The following is a 20,441-nucleotide window of genomic DNA, read 5'->3' as shown; positions in this document are numbered from 1 at the left end:
GAACACCGATTGAGCCCGGTGTCCGGTTCGCCGCCTTGACGCAGGGTTCGACGGCTTCCCGGTTCAGCGCGGCAGCCGCCGGGCCAGGAAGCTGCGGATGTCGCTGGCGATCTCCTGGACATGGGTTTCCAGCGCGAAGTGGCCGGCATCGTAGAGATGCACTTCGGCATCCGGGTTGTCGCGCTTGAATGCTTCGGCGCCAGCCGGAATGAACAGCCGATCGTTGCGGCCCCAGACAGCCAGCAGCGGCGGCCGGTGTTTGCGGAAGTAAGCCTGGAAGCGCGGATACAGCTTCACATTGCTCTGGTAGTCGAGAAACAGGTCGAGTTGGATGTCCTCGTTGCCGGGCCGCGCGAGGAATGCCGAATCGAGCAGCCAGGCTTCCGGTGCGACCAGGCTCGGATCCGATGCTCCGTCGAGATATTGGTAGCTGCGGATCGCCTCCGGCTTCAGGAAATCCCGCAGCAGTGCGCGGTTGGCGGCGATCGGTTCACGCCAGTAGTTGCGGATGGGGTCCCAGTCGCTGCCCAGCCCTTCCTCGTAGGCATTGCCGTTCTGCGAAATGATCGCGGTGATCCGTTCCGGGTGGGCCAGCGCCAGCCGCAGGCCGATCGGCGCGCCGTAATCGAAGATCTGGATCGCGTAGCGGCGCAGAGCGAGCACGTCGGTGAAGCGGTCGATGGTGGTCGCCAGTTGGTCGAAGGTATAGCGGTACTTCGCGCGATCCGGCGCGTCCGATAGCCCGAAGCCGGGCAGGTCCGGCGCCACCACGTGGTAGCGATCGGCGAGTAATGGGATCAGCTCGCGATACATATGCGAGGAGGTCGGAAAGCCGTGCAGCAGCAGGATGACTGGCGCCTTCGGATCGCCGGCTTCGCGATAAAAGATGCGCAGGCCGTCGACTTCGGCATAGCGATGATGGACTGCAACGGGTGCGGCGCTGGTGGCGTGTTCGCTGGCGGCTGGGGCGGCACCGGCCGGATTGGCAAGGGCGGCGGCGCCAAGCAGCAGGCCGGCGAGGAGGCGTGGGACGAGCATAGGGAACTCCAATGGCGAGGAATGGTTAAGTAACCTTAATAATTAACTTATAAAGGTTACAAGACGTAGCCTACACGTTTTGTGTAACCTTTCAAGTAATATTTAGTGGTTACAAATCATTCATGGAGCTCATCCGATGATCAGCACCGTTGCTGGTAGCGCCGAAACTGGCCCCTCACCGATCCCGCTGTTTATCGCCGACCACCCGGCGCTCGATTTCGTCAATACGGCCTTCGGTATCGGCGCGGCGGCGGTCGAATGTCTGAATGACGATGCGCAGGTGATCGCTTGGCTGCGGAGCGCCGGCTTCCTCGATCGCGAAATGGTGGTGCAGCAGCTTGGCAAAACAGGCGAATTGCTGACCGCGACGCTGGCGCTGCGTGCCGTTGCCAGCGAATTGCTGGCCAGCCGCAAGGCCGGCGAGGCCACCGATCCGGCGCTACTCAATCGCCTGATGGCGCGCGGCGGCCGGTATCGGCAACTGCAATGGCCGGCCGACGGAGCGCCGGTCTGCCTGCATCGGCAGCGAGTCGAAAGCGTCGAAGATCTGCTGGTGCCGGTCGCGGAAGCGATTGCCGAGCTGCTGGCCGACGGCGATTTCGAGCTGGTGCGCCGCTGCGAGAACCTGGATTGCACACTCTGGTACTACGACCGCACCAAGGCGCACCGGCGTCGCTGGTGCAGCATGGCGGTCTGCGGCAATCGGATGAAGGTGGCGGCCTTTCGCGCTCGCCAGCGAGCCGAATAAGTCTTTAGAGGGCTTTCACCAGCACCATCGACTTGCGCTGCCAGTTGTACATCCGCGCCTTGCTGGCCGGCAGGTCGTCCAGCGTGCTGGCGACGAAGCCATGCTCGATGAACCAGTGCGGCGTGTGGGTGGTCAGCGCGAACAGGCGCTGGATGCCGAGCTTCACGGCCGATTCCTCGGCGCGTTTCAGCAGCGCTTCGGCACGGCCTTCGTTGCGGTAGTCCGGATGCACGGCGACGCAGGAAAACTCGGCCATCGAATCGGCCGGAAATGGAATCAGCGCGCTGCAGGCGATCACCGTGCCGTCACGAACCATGACATCGAACAGGCTGATCTCGATTTCCAGCTGCTCGCGCGAACGCGGCACCAGCACGCCGCTGGCTTCCAGCGGCTGGATCAGCGCCAGAATGCCGCCGACATCCTCGATGCTCGCTTCGCGCACCGCTTCGTAGTTTTCGTCGGCATAGAACATCAGGCCGCAGCCGTCGCGGGTGTACAGCTCGCGCAGCAGCGCGCCACTCGGGTCGGCGCCGATCAGGTGCACGCGCTCGACGCCGCCGCGGCCGGCCGCCAAGGCCGACTGCAGCAACGCCCGATCTTCGGCCGACAACGAAGCCTGGATCGCTTCGCTGGCGACGAGGCGTTCCGCGTCACCGAGCGGTAGCTGGCCGGCATCGCCGGTGTCGTTGGCGAGCTGCCAGCTGTCCGGGTCGGCGTTGAGCAGGAACATCAGCTTGTCGGCCTTCAGGCCGATGGCCACGGCCTGGGCGACATCGCCGGCACGCAGATTGAAGATTTCGCCGGTCGGCGAATAGCCGATCGGGCTCAGCAGCGCGATGCGGCCTTCGTCGAGCACGTTGCGGATCGAAGCGATGTCGGCACGCCGCACTTCGCCGGTCAGCAGGTGATCGACGCCGTCGCGGACGCCGACCGGCCGCGCGGTGATCCAGTTGCCGCCGGCCACTTTCAGCCGCGCGCCGCCCATCGGCGTGCTCGCCAGGCCGGTCGACAGCCGCGCCTCGATATCCATGCGCAGGATGCCGACCGCCGCCTTGACGCAGTCCATGGTCGCCGCATCGGTGATCCGCAAATCGCCGGAAAACTGCGCAGCCAGACCGTGGGCGGCGAGCTGGGCTTCGATCTGCGGACGGACGCCGTGGACCAGCACCAGCTTGACGCCGAGGCTGTGCAGCAGCGCCAGGTCGTAGATGAAACGCTCGAAATCCGGACGCAACGCGGTTTCACCACCGAACGCGACCACGAACACGCGATCGTTGTGCGCGTGGACATACGGGGCTGCGCCGCGCAGCGCGGCAACGAAGTCATCGGGGTTCATGGCGAAGATTATAGGGGTCGGCGATGTCCCACCTGCGCCGAACGCGGCCTGAATTTCTCTTTGCCGGCGGGGCTCAAGCCTATAATCCGCGCCATGACACCTCCGTACGATTACGAGGCGCTGGACGCCTTGATGAAGCAGGTCGGCTATGACGACGAGTCCTCGTCCTTCCACGGCAGCCTGTGTGGCGCGCTGTGCCGGCAGAAGCCGGACGAGATCGATCCCGTCGCGCTGCTCGACGCTCCCGAATACACGCCCGATGGTCGCGACCGCGAGCAGCTGGTTCGTCTGCGCGACGACACCATCGCCGCGTTGACCGATCTGCACTCGGCGTTCATGCCGCTGCTGCCCGGCGATGACGATCCGCTCGCCGACCGCGCCCGGGCGCTCGGCGCCTGGTGCGAAGGCTTCCTGTACGGCCTCGCCGGGCGGATCAAGCTGAACCTGCGCGAATGCAGCGAAGAAGTGCGCGAGATCGTCAAGGACTTCACCGAATTCACCCGCACCTCGCTCGATTCCGGCGACGACGACGAAGGCGAGGAAAGTGCCTACGCCGAACTGGTCGAGTACATCCGGGTCGGTGCCCAGCTGGTGTTCATGGAACTGCACCCGCGCCTGGGCGCACCGGGTGCGTCGCCGACCATTCACTGAGCGACCGAAGACCATGCCCGCACCGACCGCTACCGAACTCGCCGAGTACGCTGCCCGCCGCGCCGCGCTGATCAAGGCGATGGGCCCGGATGGCCTGGCGATCATCCCGTCCGCGCGCGAAGTGATCCGCAACCGCGACAGCCATTACCGCTTTCGTCAGGACTCGGATTTCCTGTATCTGAGCGGCTTCCAGGAACCGGATTCGGTGCTGGTGCTGGCACCGGGCAACAAGGACGGCGAGTTCCTGATGTTCGTTCGCGCTCGCGATGCCGCGCGTGAAATCTGGGACGGCCGCCGCGCCGGGCCGGAAGGGGCGGTCAGCCACTACGGTGCCGATCAGGCCTTCGTGATCGATGAGCTCGACAAGCAGCTGCAGGGCCTGCTGTCCGGTCGTCGCCGGGTGTTCTACACCTTCGGCGAGCACCCGGAATGGGATCCGAAGATTGCCGCCGTGGTCCGCGAGATTCGCGAAGTGTCGCGCCGCGGCGCAGCCGCGCCGACCGATTTCGTGGCACTGGAAACCACGCTGCACGAGCAGCGGCTGATCAAGACCGAAGCCGAGCTGAAGCTGATCCGCCACGCCTGCCAGGTCACTGCCGGTGCCCATGTCCGGGCGATGCAGGCGACTCGGCCGGGCGGCTGGGAATGGGCGGTGGCCGCCGAGATCCATCACGAGTTCGAGCGCCACGACATGCAGTGCGGCTACGGCTCGATCGTCGGCGGCGGCGAGAACGCCTGCATCCTCCATTACAAGGAAAACGAATCGCAGCTCGACAGCGGCGACCTGCTGCTGATCGACGCCGGTGGCGAGTATCGCGGCTACACCGCGGACATCACCCGCACGTTCCCGATCAATGGCCGTTACAGCGGTGCGCAGAAGGCAGTCTACGAAGTGGTGCTCGCCGCGCAGCTGGCAGCCATTGCCGAGTTGAAAGCAGGCAACGCTTCCTCGCGTCCGCACGAAGTGGCGACCCGGGCGCTGACCGAAGGCATGGTCGCGCTCGGTCTGCTCAAGGGCGATGTCGACACCCTGATCGAGGAAGGCAAGCATCGCCAGTTCTACATGCACGGCACCGGCCACTGGCTGGGCCTGGATGTCCATGACGTGGGCCGCTACAAGCTCGACGGCGTCGCCCGCAATTTCGAGCCAGGCATGGTGATGACCGTCGAACCGGGCCTGTACATCGCGCCCGGCACCGAAGGTATCGATCCGCGCTTCCACGGCATCGGCATCCGCATCGAGGACGATGTGCTGGTGACGCATGGCGCGCCCGAGGTGCTGACCTCCGGTGTGCCGAAAGCTGTGGCCGAGGTTGAAGCAGTGATGGCGAGCCGCTGATTGGCTCGATGGATTCCGAGCCTGCCGACAGCGTCAAACCCGCGCCGGCCGAGCTCAAGGCTTTCGTCTGCGCGAACTGCGGCACCCACTTTGACGGCCATTACTGCCCGCACTGTGGGCAGGAAGCGCGGATCAAGGTTCCGACCGTTGCCAAGTTCCTCAGCGATCTCGCCGAGAAGTACTTCGGCATCGAAGGTCGGCTGCCGCTGACCCTGCGGATGATGTTCTTCCGGCCCGGCCAGATGACCGTCGACTATCTCGAAGGCCGGCGCCAGCGCTATCTGAGCCCGCTGCGCCTGTATCTCGCCGCCAGCGTGCTGTTCTTCGTCGGCCTGAGCCGGGTGCCGGGCATCGATATCGAGATCGGTCGCAGCGGCATCGAGATCACCACCCTGACGATGCGCGATGCCAGTATCGCGGCCCATACCGGCTTCGCGGCGATCGATGGCCAGGTGGCGCGCTTCATGAGCCTGTCGCTCGACGAACGCAGCCGCGTGCTGCGCGACGGCATGATCCGCAATGCGCCGCAGGCCTTGCTGCTGCTGATCCCGCTGTTCGCGGGCCTGCTCGCGGCGCTGTACCGGAGGCGCCTGTATGGCGAGCACCTGCTGTTCGCGCTGCACTTCCACAGCGTTGCGTTCCTGCTGCTGCCGCTGGGCCTAGTGCCCTGGCCGCAGCCGGCGCACGACCTGATCAACAACGGCTTGAACGCGCTGCTGGCTGCCGTGCTGTTCCTGATGCTGCGCCGGGTCTATGGCGGCGGCGTGTTGCTGAGCCTCGCAAGGGTGGGGGTCATCCTGATCGTCTACGCGCTGCTGCTGTCGGCCGCCGCACTCGCTGGCGTGTTGCTTGCGGTGGGGGGCTGATGGCCAGAAAACCACCTCCAAAGCTTGAACCGGCGCCGGTAGACGGTCCGTTCTGTCGCGATTGCGGCGCGCGTGCCGATATCAATTTCTGCCCGGTCTGCAGCCAGGAAACGCGGATCGAGATGCCGACGGTCGGTCATTTCGTCGCCGAGTTCGCCGAGCAGACCCTGGCCCTGCAGGGCCAGCTCTGGCGCACCCTGTATTCGCTGCTGTTCAAGCCGGGCCAGCTAACCCTCGATTACGTCGCCGGCCGCCGCCAGCGCTATGTGCGGCCCTTGCGCCTGTATCTGGCGATCAGCATCAGCTTCTTTGCGATGCTGGGAATCACGACCGGTGACGGCGCGTTCCTGCCGGACGATCTGCTGGTCGTCGACAGTCCCAAGGCCCACAGCGCCGAGGCAGGCGGCAATGCGCAGGCCGACAAGCAAGCCGCGGCCAAGCCGGCGAAATCGAAGGCTGTCGACAAACCCCTGGTCGCGCCGAAAACGGGCGATCCTGCCGTCGATGCCGAACTGCGGATCGAAGCGGCAGCGGCAGCGATAGAGGCAGCCGCCGAAGCCAAGGCGGAAGCGGTAGCGGCCGATGAAGAAGCCCGGCAGGAAGCGGCTGCTGCGCAGAAGGCCAAAGCCGAAGCAGAGAAGCATCCGCTCTCGACCGACAAGGGCGAGTCATCGGGGAACTTCAACACCGGCTACGCCAAGCTCGACGCCCGTCTCAACGAGCGTTTCGAGCGGCTGAAAGCACTGCCGAAATCGGAAATCACCGCGAGAGTCGTCAACGCCTTCCTGAACTACGCGCCGTTCGCGATGTTCCTGCTGCTGCCCTTGTTCGCGCTGTTCCTGAAGATCGGCTATCTGCGGCGCGGGGCGAATTACGCGATCCATCTGCTGTTCGCGGTCAACTACCATTCGTTCATCTTCTTTCTGCTGCTGATCGCGCAGCTGCCCTTGATCAACCGCTTCGACAATCTGCTCGGTTTTGTCGTGCCGGCCTATCTGCTGCTGGCCCTGCGCCGTGTTCATGGTGGCGGCTGGCTGTCGACCTCGCTGTTCACCGTGCTGCTGTCGATCGTCTATGTCGCGGCGCTGGCGGTGGTGATGGTGCTGTTCACCTTTCTTCCCTTGGCCCTGCTGTAACCGATGACTGTTGCCAAAAACCCAGCTGGAAACTTTTTTGACGTCGCGATCGTCGGCGGTGGCCTGGTCGGCGCCAGCCTCGCGGTGCGGCTTGCCGCCAGTTCGCTGCGCGTGGTGCTGATCGAAGCCGCCGCGCCGCCGATCAGCGCAGCCGCCTGGGATGAACGCTGCATCGCCTTGAACGAAGCCAGCCAGCGGATTCTCGCCAGCTTCGGCGTCTGGTCTGCGCTGAGCGGTGAAGCCGAGCCGATCCGCGCGACGCATATCTCCGAAAAAGGTCGCTTCGGCAGCACTCGCTTCAGCGCCGATGAAGTCGGGCTACCGGCACTCGGCTACAACGCGCCGCTGCGAGCGATCGGCGCGGTGCTGTCATCGGCGATGGCCGCCGCGCCCAAGCTCAAGCTGCTGCAACCGGCGCGGGTGGCGGCACTGGAAGAGTCGGCGGATCACCTCAGTCTGAATGTCGAGAGCGCCGACGGCGGCGTCGTCATCAAGGCCGCGCTGGTGGTCGCCGCCGATGGTGCGCAGTCGAGCATCCGGAAGTTGCTGGGTCTGGAAGCAACGACCCGCGATTACGCCCAGCACGCGATCGTTTCGGCGGTGCGTCTGTCACGGCCACATCAGGGTGTCGCTTACGAACGCTTCACGCCGGATGGCCCGATGGCGCTGATTCCGAAGCCGGACGATGCCGCGTCACTGGTCTGGACCGTGCCGTCGGCGAACGTCGAGTCCATGCTGGCCTGGACCGATGCCGAGTACCTGGAAGCTGCGCAAGCGACCTTCGGTGGACGCCTGGGTCGCTTCACTGCGCTCGGCAGCCGCAAGAGCTGGCCGCTGTCCCGGGTGATGAACGAAACCCTGGTCGGGCCGCGCACCGTGTTCATCGGCAATGCCGCGCAAAGCCTGCATCCCGTCGCGGCGCAGGGCTTCAATCTGGGCCTGCGCGACGTTGCGAACCTCGCCGAGCGGATCATCGGCGCGGCTGATCCCGGTGCCGAACAGCTGCTCGCGGATTACGCCGCGACCCGGCGCAGCGATCGCGAGCGCGTGTCCGGCTTCACCGATCTGCTGGTCCGCGCGTTCTCGAACCGCACGCCGGGACTCGCGCAAGCCCGGCATTGGGGCCTGGTCGCGGCTGATCTGCTGCCACCGGTGCGCGCTGCCTTGCTGCGTCAGCACCTAGGTCATCTCGGCTTGCCGGCCACTGGCCTTGGAGTGCCGCGATGAGCCGGCGTGTCGATTGCGATATCGCCGTCGTCGGTGGCGGGCCGGTCGGTGTCGTCGCCGCGCTGGCGTTGCGCGATGCCGGCTTCAAGGTGGTGCTGGTCGAGCGCGGTGCGGCACCCAAGCCGTTCGATGCTTCGCGCTATGACATCCGCGTCTATGCGATCGCGCCGGCTTCGGCGCGGCTGCTCGATCAGCTCGGCATCTGGCCGGAAATCGCCGCGACCCGGATCAGCCCCTACGCGCGCATGCAGGTCTGGCAGCGCGCAGCCGAACGCGGCCTGAGCTTCGATGCTGCCGACAGCGGCGCGGGCGCGCTCGGCTGGATCGTCGAACAAGGCTTGATTCTGTCGGCCGCCTGGAATCAGCTCGGCGCGCTGCCACGCCACGTCGGTGTCGAAGCGCTGGCCTTGCAATTGCCGGACGAGGACGATCGCCAAGGCCGCGCCAGCCTGCAGCTTTCCGATGGCACCGAGTTGCAGGCGCGGTTGATCGTCGCCGCCGACGGTGCCGATTCGCCGCTGCGCGAACGCGCCGGCATCGCCGTCACCAGCTGGCGCTACGCGCAGCAGGCAATCGTCGCGCAGCTGCTGATGTCGTCGGCGCAAGCGGCGACGGCCTACCAGCGCTTCCTGCCGACCGGCCCGCTGGCTTTCCTGCCGCAGGCCGATGGCCGGCATTCGATCGTCTGGTCGGCGGACAGTGAAGCGGCGACGGCACTGCTGGCGCTGGATGACACGAGCTTTGCGCGCGCGCTTGCCGAGGCCAGCCAGTACGCGCTCGGTGAGGTGATCGAAGCCGGCCCGCGCCTCGCATTCCCGCTGCGCCTGCTGCACGCCGAGGACTATCACCGGCCGGGGCTGGTGCTGGTCGGCGATGCGGCGCACGCGATTCATCCGCTGGCAGGGCAGGGCGCCAACCTCGGTTTCGCCGATGTTGCCCAACTGGCCAGCACGCTGTCGGCAGCGCGAGAGGCCGGACGCGACTGGGCTTCGTCACGAACCCTGGCCAGCTATACCCGTGCCCGCAAGGCCGCGAATCTGGAAATGCTGGCGCTGACCGATGCCCTGTATCGCGGCTTCGGCAACAGCCTGCCGGGCCTGCGGCAGTTGCTGGGCATCGGCCTGGAAGCGGTCAACAAGGTCGCGCCGGTGAAGGCGCTGCTGGCGACACAGGCACAACGCGGCGCGGGCTGATCGGCCTGCGCATCGGCTACACTTCACGCCGTAGGCAAGAGAGTCCGGGCAAGCCCGGCACCGAAGGCGCAATCCCCCCGGAATCGCTCAGGTCTAAGGATTGCCTGCTGTAGACACTCTGGAGAGCGCCCGCGCAGTCTGCGGGCCACCGAAGGCGCCAAACGCTCAGGTTCAAGGGACAGAGGGGGTGAGAAGCCAAGGTTTTGCGAGCACTGCTCGCATTGGCTTCGAACGCCGGAGCGAAAGCGACGGCCGGGCACAGGTCGTGCGTTACGCGATCTGCTTTTGCTTCGGTTGTTTGTGATCGCTACGCAACGCTCACCCAACACGATCTACGCACGACATGCTCAAAGCAACCGCGCTGCACGCCGAACATCTGCGCCTGGGCGCCAAGCTGGTCGACTTCGCCGGCTGGGACATGCCGATCCAGTACGCATCGCAGCTCGACGAGCATCACGCTGTGCGCAAGTCCGCCGGCATGTTCGATGTCGCGCACATGAGCGCCGTCGATCTGCAGGGCGCACGGACCCGCGAGTTCCTCCGCCTGCTGCTCGCCAACGATGTCGCCAAGCTGAAGACGCCGGGCAAGGCGCCCGCCGATGCCGTAGGCGTCGGTAAAGCCCTGTACAGCTGCATGCTCGACGAGCACGGCGGCGTCATCGACGATCTGATCGTCTACTTCATCGCCGAGGATGCATTCCGTCTGGTCGTCAACGCCGGCACGACCGACAAGGATCTCGCCTGGCTGCGCGCCAAGGCGCCTGCGTTCGGCGTTGACGTTGGTCATCGCAGCGATCTCGGCATCCTTGCGGTGCAAGGGCCGGAGGCGCGAGCGAAGGTCGATGCGCTGCTGCCGGCCGAGCTGGCTCGGGCTTGCGCCGGCCTGACGCCGTTCAGCGCCGCCTGGCTCGGTGACCGCTTCGTTGGCCGCACCGGCTATACCGGCGAAGACGGTTACGAGCTGATCCTGCCGCAGGCCGATCTGGTCGCGATCTGGACCGATCTGCTGGCTGCCGGCGTTGCCCCCTGTGGTCTCGGCGCGCGCGATACCTTGCGGCTCGAAGCCGGCATGAACCTGTACGGTCAGGACATGGACGAAACCGTCAGCCCGCTCGAATGCGGTCTGGCCTGGACGGTGTCATTCGCCGACGAAGGCCGCGCCTTCATCGGCCGCGCGGCACTCGAAGCCCAGCGCGCCGCGCCACCGCGTAAGTCCATCGGTCTGGTGCTTGAAGGCCGTGGCGTGTTGCGTGCCCACATGGCGGTACGCGCCGTGAACGGCGAGCTTGGCGAGACCAGCAGCGGCGGCTATGCGCCGACCATGAAAGGCTCGATCGCGATGGCCCGTGTCCCGGGTAGCGCGGTCGGCCCGTACGAAGTCGAGATCCGGGGCCAGTGGCTGCCGACGCGCGAAGTGAAGCCGCCGTTCGTGCGTCACGGAAAAGTTCTGGTTTAGCCGTCATTCCCGCGCAGGCGGGAATCCAGTTCTGATGCGGGTGATGGACCTGAAAACTAGATTCCCGCCTCCGCGGGAATGACGATCGAAAATGAAGCAGTCAGGAGATAGAAAATGAGCAATACGCCTGCCGAACTGAAGTACGCCAAGTCCCACGAGTGGGTGAAGAAACTGCCGGACGGCACCCTGCTGATCGGTATCACCGATCACGCCCAGGCTGCGCTCGGCGATCTGGTGTTCGTGGAAACCCCAAAGGTTGGCCGCAAGCTGGCCGCCAACGAAGCCTGCTGTGTCGTCGAATCGGTCAAGGCTGCGAGCGATGTCTATGCGCCGGTCGCCGGCACGGTGACCGAGACCAACGCCAAGCTCGGCGAGAACCCGGAGCTGGTCAACGATGCGCCGTACGAAGGCGGCTGGCTGTGGAAGCTGCAGCCGGACAAGCTCGCCGACGTCGATGGCCTGCTCGATGCTGACGGCTACATCGCCTCGATCGCCTGATTCGCTTCAACCAGACACTGGAAACTGCTTCATGCCTTTCATCCCCCATACCGAAACCGATGTCGCCGAAATGCTCGCGGCGATCGGCGCGCCGAGCATCGATTCGCTGTTCGGCGAGATTCCCGCCGAGCTGCGCTGCAAGGGTCTGTCTCAGGTGCCGGAGCGGGTTTCCGAGATGGAGATCGCGCGGCTGATGCATGGCCGCGCGGCGCAGGACGGCACGCTGCTGAACTTCTGCGGCGCCGGTGCCTACGAGCACCACGTTCCGGCGGCGGTCTGGGAAATCGCGACACGCGGCGAGTTCTATTCGGCGTACACGCCTTACCAGGCCGAAGCGAGCCAGGGCACCTTGCAGCTGCTCTACGAATACCAGTCGATGATGTGCGCGCTGACCGGCATGGAAGTGTCGAATGCTTCGCTATACGACGGCGCTTCCGCACTCGCCGAAGCGCTGCTGATGGCGGTGCGCGCCAACAGTGCGAACAACGGCGGCAAGGTACTGATGCCGCAGGCTGTGCATCCGTATTACCGCGAAGTGGTTGCCTCGATCACTGACGCGCAGGGCATCCAGCCGCAGCCGATCGGTTATGACCCGGTGAGCGGTGCGACCTCGCTCGAACAACTGCGTGCCCATGAAGGGCAGGGCATCACCGCGGTGGTGATCCAGCAGCCGAATTTCTTCGGCGTGCTGGAGGATGTCGATGCGATCACCGACTGGGCGCAGGCCAATGGTGCGCTGGTGGTGGCCGTGGTCAATCCGGTGTCGCTGGGCCTGCTGCAGCCGCCGGGCTTGTGGGGCGCGAAGGGCGTGGACATCGTCTGCGGCGAAGGTCAGCCGCTCGGTGCGCCGCTGTCGTCCGGCGGCCCGTACTTCGGCTTTCTGACCGCGCGTCAGGTCTTCGTTCGCCAGATGCCCGGCCGCATCGTCGGCCGCACCGTCGATCTCGACGGCAAGCCCGGCTATACGCTGACCCTGCAGGCGCGCGAGCAGCACATCCGCCGTTCGAAGGCGACCTCGAACATCTGCACCAACCAGGGCTTGCTGGTCACCGCCGCGACCATCCACATGAGCCTGCTCGGGCCGGAAGGTCTGGAAAGCACCGCCGTGCATTCGATGGCCAACACGCAGGCGTTGGTCGAGGCGCTGACCGCGATTCCCGGCGTCAGCGCGGCCTTCGATGGTGAGCGCTTCCATGAAGCTGTCATCCGTCTGCCACAAGCTGCTAGCCAGGTATTGGCCGGGCTCGCCGAACGCGGCATCTTCGGCGGCTTCGATCTGTCGCAGCATTACCCGGCGCTGGGTTCGGCGCTGCTGGTCTGCGCGACCGAAACCCGGACTGCCGAAGACATCGCGCGCTATGCGGCAGCACTGCGCGAAATCCTGTCGGCACACTGATTCGAATCATCGTCGTACCCAAAAGGCAGAACCACAACGAGGAGTAGACACATGGCTGCAATCACCCTGCAGGGCAATCCGTTCTCGACCAATGGCGAACTGCCGAAGCCGGGCAGCGATGCGCCCGGTTTCCGTCTGGTCGGCGGCGATCTGAAGGACGTCACGCTGCATGACTTCGCTGGCAAGAAGAAGGTGCTGAACATCTTCCCGTCCGTAGACACGCCGACCTGCGCGATGTCGGTGCGCAAGTTCAACGAGAAGGCCGCTGGCTTGAGCGACACCGTGGTTCTGTGCATCTCGGCCGATCTGCCATTCGCGCAGAAGCGCTTCTGCGGCGCCGAAGGCATCAGCAATGTCGTCAACCTGTCGCTGATGCGCGGCCGCGGCTTCGCCACTGAGTACGGTCTGAACATCGAGAACGGCCCGCTGGCCGGCCTCACCGCACGCGCCGTGGTGGTGCTCGATGCCAACAACAAGGTGCTGCACAGCGAACTGGTCAGCGAGATCGCCCACGAGCCGAACTACGACGCCGCCCTGAAGGCTCTGGCCTGAAGCGCAGCCGCATGACGTTCCGGCATTGCTGGCTGACGCTGCTGCTGGCCTTGGTATTGGCCGGCTGCAGCGGAGGCGGCACGGCGCTGCCGGCGCCGGAGTTCGTCGGTGACTGGAGTGCGCCGGGCGTCAATCTGAGCCTGAGTGCCGATGGCCAGATCGCCTGGCGCAAGGTCGATGAGGACGGCTCGTCGCATAGCGTCATCGCGCCGCTGAGTTCGTTCTCGACGAAGAAATTCTCGGCCGGCTTCTGGCTGTTCTCGTCGAGCTTCCACGTCGACAAGCCGCCGGTTCGCGATGGTGCGGCCTGGCGGATGACCGTCGATGGCGTCGAGCTGATCCGCCTCGACGATGACGGCGCCGTGCCGAAGGACGAAGTTTGAAGCTGCATCGCTGCAACTGAATCACAACGCTGAACCGAACACGCCTCAGAGATCGATCATGGCTCACGCCTCAAACACTGCACCTGTAGCTACCGCGCTGCCGTCACCGCTGAATCCGGCCGAGCCGCTGATCTTCGAAGTGTCGCGCGCCGGCCGCAGTGCCAGTGCTCAAAGACCGATCGGCTTGCCGGAGATTCGGCTGTCGGCGAAGTTCAGACGGCAGGTCGCACCGGGATTGCCACAGGTGTCCGAGCTGCAGGCAGTGCGTCATTTCACGCGCTTGTCGAAGCTGAACTTCAGCATCGACACGCACTTCTATCCGCTCGGCAGCTGCACGATGAAATACAACCCGCGCGCCTGCAACACGCTGGCAATGCTGCCGCAGTTCCTCGGCCGCCATCCGCTGGCGCCGGAGACCAACTCGCAGGGTTTCCTGGCCTGCATGTACGAGCTGCAGGAAATGCTCAAGGACGTCACTGGCATGGCCGGTGTCAGCCTGACGCCGATGGCCGGCGCGCAGGGCGAGTTCGCCGGCGTCGCGATGATCCGCGCCTACCACCGTGCCCGGAACGATCTGGCGCGCACCGAAATCCTGGTGCCGGATGCCGCTCACGGCACCAATCCGGCGACCGCGACGATGCTCGGCATGACCGTGCGCGAGATTCCGACCGATGCCGAGGGTGATGTCGATCTGGAGAAGCTCGCCGCCGTCGTCGGCCCGCAGACCGCTGGCATCATGCTGACCAATCCAAGCACGCTCGGCGTCTTCGAACGCAACATCGCCAAGATCGCCAAGCTGGTCCATGAAGCGGGCGGCCTGCTGTACTACGACGGCGCCAACCTCAATGCGATCCTCGGCGAAGTTCGCCCGGGCGACATGGGCTTCGACGTCATCCACATGAACCTGCACAAGACCTTCAGCACGCCACACGGCGGCGGCGGGCCGGGCGCCGGTGCGGTTGGCGTGTCGCAGCGGCTGCTGCCGTTCATGCCGATTCCGGTTGTCGGCAAGGCCGGCGAGAGCAACTACCGCTGGCTCGATGAGAAAGACCTGCCGCAAACCATCGGCCGCCTCAGCGCCTTCATGGGCAATGCCGGTGTGCTGTTGCGCGCCTACGTCTACGCGCGCCTGCTCGGCCGCGAGGGCATGCACCGGGTCGCCGAGTTCGCGACTCTGAACGCCAACTACCTGCAGGCCCGGCTGCGCGATCTCGGTTTCGATCTGGCCTACCCGAAGCGCAAGGCGACGCACGAATTCATCGTCACCTTGAAGCGCCAGAAGCAGGAGATCGATCTCACCGCGACCGACATCGCCAAGCGCCTGCTCGACTACGGCTACCACGCGCCGACCGTCTACTTTCCGCTGCTGGTGCCGGAATGCCTGCTGATCGAGCCGACCGAGACCGAGGACAAGGAAACGCTGGATGCCTTCGTCGCCGCGCTGTGCGCGATCTGGGAAGAAGCCAAGCGCGACATCGCCTTCGTCAAGGGCGCGCCGTACCAGATGCCGGTGCGCCGCCTCGATGACGTGCGCGCTGCGCGCCAGCTGGACATCCGCTACGTGGCGGCTACAGGCGTGAGCGCCCGCTGATGGCCGACGGAATCACCGGCTGGCGCCGGATCGTCCGGGCGACCAAGGTCAGCTATGTCGGCATGGGCTGGGCAGTGCGCGAGGAAGAAGCCTTCCGCATCGAGCTGACCCTGTTCCTGCTGATGCTGCCGTTCGCGATCTGGCTCGGCGACAATGCGATCGAGCGGGTCATCCTGTTCTGGAGCCTGCTGCTGGTGCTGATCGTCGAACTGCTGAACACCGCAGTCGAAGTGGTCGTCGATCGCATCGGCCTTGAACGTCATGTATTGTCCGGGCGCGCCAAGGATCTAGGGTCCGCGGCGGTCCATCTCTCCCTGCTGCAGGTTCCGATCGTCTGGGGCCTGGTGCTGTTCGGCTAATCGAAAACCTCACGAAAACATCATGTCTGCACTGATTTTCGGCTCGCTCGCCTTCGATACGATCATGGGCGGCTGAGCGCGCTTTGACGATGCCTGGAATGGCATCGTCTGCGCTCGGACGCGCCCTCGCCTCGGGCGAGGGCAGGAAACACACCATCCCCGCCTCACCAACCGCACCTAGCCAATATGTCAGCCCTCATCTGTGGTTCGCTCGCCTTCGACACGATCATGGTGTTCAGCGGCCGCTTCAAGAACGAGATCCTGCCGGACAAGGTCCACATCCTGAACGTCTCGTTCCTGGTGCCGGAGCTGCGCCGCGAGTTCGGCGGCACCGCCGGCAACATCGCCTACAACCTGAAGATGCTCGGTGGTGAACCGCTGCCGATGGCCACCGTCGGCAAGGACTTCGCGAGCTACAACGAGTGGCTGGACAAGCTCGGCATCAGCCGCGAGTACATCAAGACCGTTCCCGAGGCCTATACCGCCCAGGCCTACATCACCACCGATCTCGACGACAACCAGATCACCGCCTTCCATCCGGGTGCGATGAGCTTCGCCCATACCCAGGACGTGCATGCCGCGATCAAAGCTGGCGCCACCATCGGCACCGTGTCGCCGGATGGCCGTGACGCGATGATCCTGCACGCCACCCAGTTCGCCGACGCCGGCCTGCCGTTCATCTTCGATCCGGGGCAGGGCCTTCCACTGTTCGGCGGCGATGACCTCAAGGACTTCATCGAGAAAGCGACCTACGTCGCCGTCAACGACTACGAGTCGGAAATGATCATGGCCCGCACCGGCTGGTCGCTGAAGGAAATCGCCGACCGGGTCGAGGCACTGATCGTCACCCGCGGCGGCAAGGGTTCGAGCATCTACACCAAGAGCAAGACCCACGAGATTCCGACCGCCTCGGCGCACTCGCTGGCTGATCCCACCGGCTGCGGCGACGCCTACCGCGGTGGCCTGCTCTACGGCCTGCTCAACGGCCTGGACTGGGATACCACCGGCAGAGTCGCCTCGCTACTCGGCGCGATCAAGATCGAACGTCCGGGCCCGCAGAACCACAGCGCCACCCCGGAACAGTTCCGCGCCCGCTTCAAGAAGGAATTCCGCTACGACCTCGCCTGATCGGGCTGAACAAAAAGCTCCCATCGAAGCAAAGACTTCCCTATAATCGCGGCCCGCGCCGAGATAGCTCAGTCGGTAGAGCAACTGATTCGTAATCAGTAGGTCGGAGGTTCGATTCCTCTTCTCGGCACCATTCAAATCGGTAACAAAAGGCCTGCCTCGTGCAGGCCTTTTTGTTGCGTCGCTGGAACCTACCGACAAGCTCCAGACGCAGCTCGAGGCGACTTCTTTTCTGGAAGTCGTACTTCAATGATCTGCTCGTCCGCCAGTTGATTTATTGTATATACGAATATAAAGTCGCTACTGATGAAAATCAGTTTCGACCCGGACAAGAATGCTCGCAATGTCGAAGCGAAGCTCGCGGCATTTCATTCGACCGCGCGCTGGCCTTTGAGTGGGCCAGCGCGTTCCTCGTCGAGGATCTCCGCCGAGACTACGGCGAGCAGCGCTTTCAGGCGATCGGCTATATCGATGAACGGCTGCACGTCCTCATTTTCACGCCGCGCGGCAAGACGTTGCACATCATCAGCCTGCGCAAGGCGAACTCACGCGAGGTAAAGCGATATGAAGCAGAAATTGAACGCTGAGCGCGTAGACCGCGACAACCCGGAATGGACGCCGAAGACTTTCGAGCGAGCTGTTCCCGCGTCGGAAATCCTGCCCAAACTGTTTGGCGAGGAGGAAGGCCGGGCGATGCTCAAGCGTCGAGGGCGTCCGAAATCGAACGAGGCGCGCACGCTCATCTCGTTGCGCTTGCCGCCGGATACGCTCGCCCGCTGGAAGGCGACGGGTCCCGGCTGGCAGACGCGCATGGCCGAGACTTTGGCAAAAGCGGTTTAGCGGTTTTCGACCGGTGCGGTCAAAAGGGGGATGACCTGCGCGCTGGCCCGTACGGCGGCAGCACTAAGGATGTACGAGGTGATCCGCTGTATCGGGTCACGAAGCGCTCGACGTTCTTGCCGATGTAGCCGGCAGTTACGTTGTCAACGGCAACATGAACCTGACCCGGGGAAGTTGCTGATAAGCAACTCAGAACTGACCCGCCTCGATGGAATCCACCGGTAGGCGGGGTTTGATGATTCCTGCTTTGCGTTTGTCTTTGAGTCGGTAGCTTTCTCCTCGGATCTGGATGACGTGGGCGTGGTGCAGCAGGCGATCGAGCAGTGCGGCGGTGAGCGTGGTGTCGCCGGCGAAGGCTTGGTCCCACTGCCCGAACGGCAAGTTGCTGGTCAGCAACATCGCACCATTCTCGTAACGTTTGGCGATGACCTGGAAGAGCAGGTTGGCTTGGTCACGGCTCATCGGCAGGTAGCTGATCTCGTCGATGATCAGCAGACGCGGCCCCATGACATTGCGTTTGATGAAGTCGGTGAGCCACTCCTATCGCTGGGGGGCGACGAGGGCGACGACCAGATCGGCAGCCGAGACGAAGCGGGTCTTCATGCTGGCCTGCACGGCGAGATAGCCGAGGCTGATTCGCCAGATGGGTCTTGCCGATGCCGGAAGGACCGAGCAGCACGACGTTCTCGGCGCGCTCGACAAAGGACAGGCCGGACAGCTCCTGAATCGTCTTCTTGGTCACGCTATGGGCAAAGGTGTAATCGAGCTTCCACGGTCTTGATGATCGGGAAGCCGGCCAGCTTGGTCAGGACGCTGTGGGATCGAGCCTGCCGTGCCGACAGCTCGGACCTGCGCAGGCTTTCCAGGAAATCCGGGAACGTCAGCACTGAGAACGAGTTCTCCGTAGCCTGGCATTGCATTCGGCATGTTCAGTAACGATGGGCGAGTATTCACCGATGACCATCAGCTTACGGAGATTGTCTTGAACGACTTGGATCGCGCCGACTGGTTCACGATTGGCTTGAAATTCGGCTTCGGCTTCTGCCTTGTCGTGACTGCATTTTCTGTTGCCGGATCGCTGCTCGCACTTTCGCTATTCAACCACCAGATGGCGGCTGTAATTGGACAGTTCGAGCGCACCGTGAAGCCTATCGCCGGCCCCATCCCAGCCCCTTCGCGACAAGTAAGAATCCCGCAATCGAGATTGGTAGTGGTCGACCCGCAAAGCAAGGAAATCTGCCTAGAGCGGAGCGGTGGTGTTGTAAATCCGGAGTTCGTCAAATGCACACGCGGCTACTCATACACGATCACAGAATAGTTCTCTTGCTTCATCTCCAAGCGTAGCGATTTCGTAACCACCTTCAGTCCAGCGACACGTTTCAAGATTCGTTCAGCAAGCTGGCGAGCGTTGCAGGCACGATGTTTATGAGACTTGTCCACGTACTGATCGCGCTTCGTAATCAGTAGGTCGCAGGTTCGCTTCCTGTTCTCGGCACCATTTTTCAATAGTCAACTCTTTGATTCACAAGGGGTTTTCTAGAAAGGCGTTCATCGCAAGCCTGCATCCGCGCATTTTTGTGCCAGAACTTGTGCCAAAAAGGCAAAGTTCGAAACGACACGGATAATCACATCGCCTTTCCATATGCTCCGGGTGCCGCGGGCAATCGGCTCGAACCGGCTCGCGGCGTCGATCGCGGCCCGGACCTTGGAGTAAAGGGCGGCGTAGAAATCGTAGGCGTTCGAAATCGGGATCACGAGACACCGGGCCGTGGCGCTGGTGCGCTGATGGTCGCTGTACCCTTGCCCTCATGCAAACCGTCGCTGGATGACGCTCAGCTTTTGCTGCTCGCGGCAACGAGTTGATCGCGTAGCACGCGCTTCTGCACCTTGCCGCTCGCTGTCATTGGTAAGGCCGCGAGAAATTCAACCTGCTTGGGAACCTTGTAACCGGCGATGAGGCCGCGGCAATGGCCGATGACCGTTTCGGCAGTCAGTCCCGCTATCGGATCGGCCACGATGGCGGCCACCACGCGTTCGCCCCATTTGGGATCGGGCAGGCCGACGGCCGCGCACATCTGCACGCCCGCGAGTTTCTGCAGCGCCTGTTCCACCTCGGTGGAATAGACGTTCTCGCCGCCACTGATGATCATGTCCTTGACGCGATCAACGATCGTCAGGAGCCCGCGAGAATCACGGAAGCCGCCGTCCCCCGATCGATACCAGCCGTCCTTGAACGCGGCAGCGGTGAGTTCGGGCTGACCGAAGTAGCCCGTGCTCAGGGACGGTGAGCGAATCCAGAATTCGCCGACGGTCCCGTCTGGCACCTCGCGCCCCTCGGCATCCATTACCTTGATCTCGATCAGCGGCAGCGGGCTTCCGCACGAAGCCAGTGCCGCCTCGTCGTCGAGCCGGTGATCGGCGGGTCGGAGAAACGTCACGCCGGAGGCTGTTTCGGTGGCGCCATAGAACTGGATGAACTCGCAGCCGATCGCTTGGATCGCACGGCTCAGTAGGTGCTTGCCGATTCCCGAACCGGCGTAGATAAGCGCGCGCACCGACGAATAGTCCGCGCTCGCGGCATCTGGATGATCCATCAGCATCTGAATGACGGTGGGCACCAGTGGCAGCACGGTGGGCCGATCCCGCGCGATCAGCTGAATCAGGTCGGCGGTATTGGGCATGGGATACACCGCCACCGTGACCC

21 protein-coding genes, 1 tRNA gene, 2 pseudogenes and 2 riboswitches are annotated in these 20,441 nt (G+C 64.2%); of the genes and pseudogenes, 19 read left to right on the top strand and 5 right to left on the bottom strand.

Going from position 1 to position 20,441, the window contains the following annotated elements:
- Positions 1-63: 63 nt before the first annotated feature.
- Complete coding sequence (locus tag Q0D45_RS05980; protein ID WP_293389848.1) at positions 64-1,038, bottom strand: alpha/beta hydrolase; 975 nt, start codon at positions 1,036-1,038, stop codon at positions 64-66.
- Between the two features lie 136 nt (positions 1,039-1,174).
- Here Q0D45_RS05980 and Q0D45_RS05975 point away from each other — a divergent pair, with 136 nt between their 5' ends.
- Positions 1,175-1,786 (top strand): ABATE domain-containing protein, encoded by a 612-nt coding sequence (locus tag Q0D45_RS05975; protein ID WP_293389845.1) that lies wholly within the window; start codon positions 1,175-1,177, stop codon positions 1,784-1,786.
- Positions 1,787-1,790: 4 nt separating this feature from the next.
- Here Q0D45_RS05975 and argA read toward each other — a convergent pair whose 3' ends face one another.
- Entirely contained in the window at positions 1,791-3,122 is a 1,332-nt protein-coding gene (gene argA / locus Q0D45_RS05970; protein ID WP_293389842.1) for an amino-acid N-acetyltransferase, read from the bottom strand.
- 93 nt (positions 3,123-3,215) lie between these two features.
- Between argA and Q0D45_RS05965 the strand changes: the two genes are divergently transcribed.
- The 17 genes and pseudogenes from Q0D45_RS05965 to Q0D45_RS05885 all read left to right on the top strand — a co-directional run bounded on the left by Q0D45_RS05965 (position 3,216) and on the right by Q0D45_RS05885 (position 17,737).
- Complete coding sequence (locus tag Q0D45_RS05965; protein WP_293389839.1) at positions 3,216-3,773, top strand: UPF0149 family protein; 558 nt, start codon at positions 3,216-3,218, stop codon at positions 3,771-3,773.
- Positions 3,774-3,786: 13 nt separating this feature from the next.
- Positions 3,787-5,112 carry a Xaa-Pro aminopeptidase gene (pepP, locus tag Q0D45_RS05960; protein WP_293389836.1) on the top strand — a complete coding sequence of 442 codons (1,326 nt, stop codon included), beginning with the start codon at positions 3,787-3,789 and terminating at the stop codon, positions 5,110-5,112.
- Positions 5,113-5,120: 8 nt separating this feature from the next.
- Positions 5,121-5,978, top strand: a complete 858-nt coding sequence (locus Q0D45_RS05955; RefSeq protein WP_293389834.1) for a DUF3667 domain-containing protein — start codon at positions 5,121-5,123, stop codon at positions 5,976-5,978.
- Entirely contained in the window at positions 5,978-7,114 is a 1,137-nt protein-coding gene (locus tag Q0D45_RS05950; RefSeq protein ID WP_293389832.1) for a DUF3667 domain-containing protein, read from the top strand. Before Q0D45_RS05955 ends, Q0D45_RS05950 begins: the two co-directional genes overlap by 1 nt.
- A gap of 3 nt (positions 7,115-7,117) precedes the next feature.
- The gene (ubiH, locus tag Q0D45_RS05945; protein ID WP_293389830.1) at positions 7,118-8,341 is read left to right on the top strand and encodes a 2-octaprenyl-6-methoxyphenyl hydroxylase; all 1,224 of its coding nucleotides are present in this window, start codon (positions 7,118-7,120) and stop codon (positions 8,339-8,341) included.
- Positions 8,338-9,534 carry an FAD-dependent monooxygenase gene (locus Q0D45_RS05940; protein ID WP_293389828.1) on the top strand — a complete coding sequence of 399 codons (1,197 nt, stop codon included), beginning with the start codon at positions 8,338-8,340 and terminating at the stop codon, positions 9,532-9,534. The genes ubiH and Q0D45_RS05940 overlap by 4 nt, the downstream gene beginning before the upstream one ends.
- A 25-nt stretch (positions 9,535-9,559) precedes the next feature.
- Positions 9,560-9,647, top strand: a riboswitch (glycine riboswitch).
- Position 9,648: 1 nt separating this feature from the next.
- Positions 9,649-9,720: riboswitch (glycine riboswitch) on the top strand.
- 157 nt (positions 9,721-9,877) lie between these two features.
- The gene (gcvT, locus tag Q0D45_RS05935) at positions 9,878-10,990 is read left to right on the top strand and encodes a glycine cleavage system aminomethyltransferase GcvT (RefSeq protein WP_293389826.1); all 1,113 of its coding nucleotides are present in this window, start codon (positions 9,878-9,880) and stop codon (positions 10,988-10,990) included.
- Between the two features lie 114 nt (positions 10,991-11,104).
- Positions 11,105-11,488 (top strand): glycine cleavage system protein GcvH, encoded by a 384-nt coding sequence (gene gcvH / locus Q0D45_RS05930; protein WP_293389823.1) that lies wholly within the window; start codon positions 11,105-11,107, stop codon positions 11,486-11,488.
- Positions 11,489-11,519: 31 nt separating this feature from the next.
- On the top strand, positions 11,520-12,884 hold the full coding sequence (gcvPA, locus tag Q0D45_RS05925) for an aminomethyl-transferring glycine dehydrogenase subunit GcvPA (RefSeq protein ID WP_293389820.1): 1,365 nt from the start codon (positions 11,520-11,522) through the stop codon (positions 12,882-12,884).
- Positions 12,885-12,935: 51 nt separating this feature from the next.
- The gene (tpx, locus tag Q0D45_RS05920; RefSeq protein ID WP_022975865.1) at positions 12,936-13,436 is read left to right on the top strand and encodes a thiol peroxidase; all 501 of its coding nucleotides are present in this window, start codon (positions 12,936-12,938) and stop codon (positions 13,434-13,436) included.
- Positions 13,437-13,447: 11 nt separating this feature from the next.
- On the top strand, positions 13,448-13,819 hold the full coding sequence (locus Q0D45_RS05915) for a hypothetical protein (protein WP_293389815.1): 372 nt from the start codon (positions 13,448-13,450) through the stop codon (positions 13,817-13,819).
- 58 nt (positions 13,820-13,877) lie between these two features.
- The gene (gcvPB, locus tag Q0D45_RS05910; RefSeq protein ID WP_293389814.1) at positions 13,878-15,410 is read left to right on the top strand and encodes an aminomethyl-transferring glycine dehydrogenase subunit GcvPB; all 1,533 of its coding nucleotides are present in this window, start codon (positions 13,878-13,880) and stop codon (positions 15,408-15,410) included.
- Positions 15,410-15,769 carry a diacylglycerol kinase gene (locus Q0D45_RS05905; RefSeq protein ID WP_293389811.1) on the top strand — a complete coding sequence of 120 codons (360 nt, stop codon included), beginning with the start codon at positions 15,410-15,412 and terminating at the stop codon, positions 15,767-15,769. Before gcvPB ends, Q0D45_RS05905 begins: the two co-directional genes overlap by 1 nt.
- Positions 15,770-15,955: 186 nt before the next feature.
- Positions 15,956-16,897: a carbohydrate kinase family protein gene (locus tag Q0D45_RS05900; protein WP_293389808.1), complete on the top strand. Its 942-nt coding sequence runs from the start codon at positions 15,956-15,958 to the stop codon at positions 16,895-16,897.
- Positions 16,898-16,954: 57 nt separating this feature from the next.
- A tRNA-Thr gene (locus Q0D45_RS05895) sits at positions 16,955-17,030 on the top strand.
- Between the two features lie 173 nt (positions 17,031-17,203).
- Positions 17,204-17,484, top strand: a pseudogene (locus Q0D45_RS05890) (BrnT family toxin).
- Positions 17,462-17,737, top strand: coding sequence for a BrnA antitoxin family protein (locus tag Q0D45_RS05885; RefSeq protein WP_293389803.1), 276 nt, complete (start codon positions 17,462-17,464; stop codon positions 17,735-17,737). The pseudogene Q0D45_RS05890 and the gene Q0D45_RS05885 overlap by 23 nt, the downstream one beginning before the upstream one ends.
- A 189-nt stretch (positions 17,738-17,926) precedes the next feature.
- On the opposite strand, the pseudogene istB reads toward Q0D45_RS05885, so the two are convergent.
- Positions 17,927-18,615 (bottom strand): annotated as a pseudogene (gene istB / locus Q0D45_RS05880) (IS21-like element helper ATPase IstB); the annotation flags it as partial.
- Between the two features lie 104 nt (positions 18,616-18,719).
- Here istB and Q0D45_RS05875 point away from each other — a divergent pair.
- Positions 18,720-19,055, top strand: coding sequence for a hypothetical protein (locus tag Q0D45_RS05875; protein WP_293389800.1), 336 nt, complete (start codon positions 18,720-18,722; stop codon positions 19,053-19,055).
- A gap of 230 nt (positions 19,056-19,285) precedes the next feature.
- On the opposite strand, the gene Q0D45_RS05870 is transcribed toward Q0D45_RS05875, so the two are convergent.
- Positions 19,286-19,492, bottom strand: coding sequence for a hypothetical protein (locus Q0D45_RS05870; RefSeq protein WP_293389797.1), 207 nt, complete (start codon positions 19,490-19,492; stop codon positions 19,286-19,288).
- A 77-nt stretch (positions 19,493-19,569) separates the two neighbouring features.
- Positions 19,570-20,441 (bottom strand): AMP-binding protein (locus Q0D45_RS05865; RefSeq protein WP_293389794.1); only part of this gene is annotated, 872 nt, incomplete at its 5' end.

This window comes from Nevskia sp. (genome assembly GCF_023266035.1).
GTDB lineage: Bacteria > Pseudomonadota > Gammaproteobacteria > Nevskiales > Nevskiaceae > Nevskia.
Note: the sequence above shows the minus strand (reverse complement) of the source record. Positions and strands in the feature narration are given on the sequence as shown.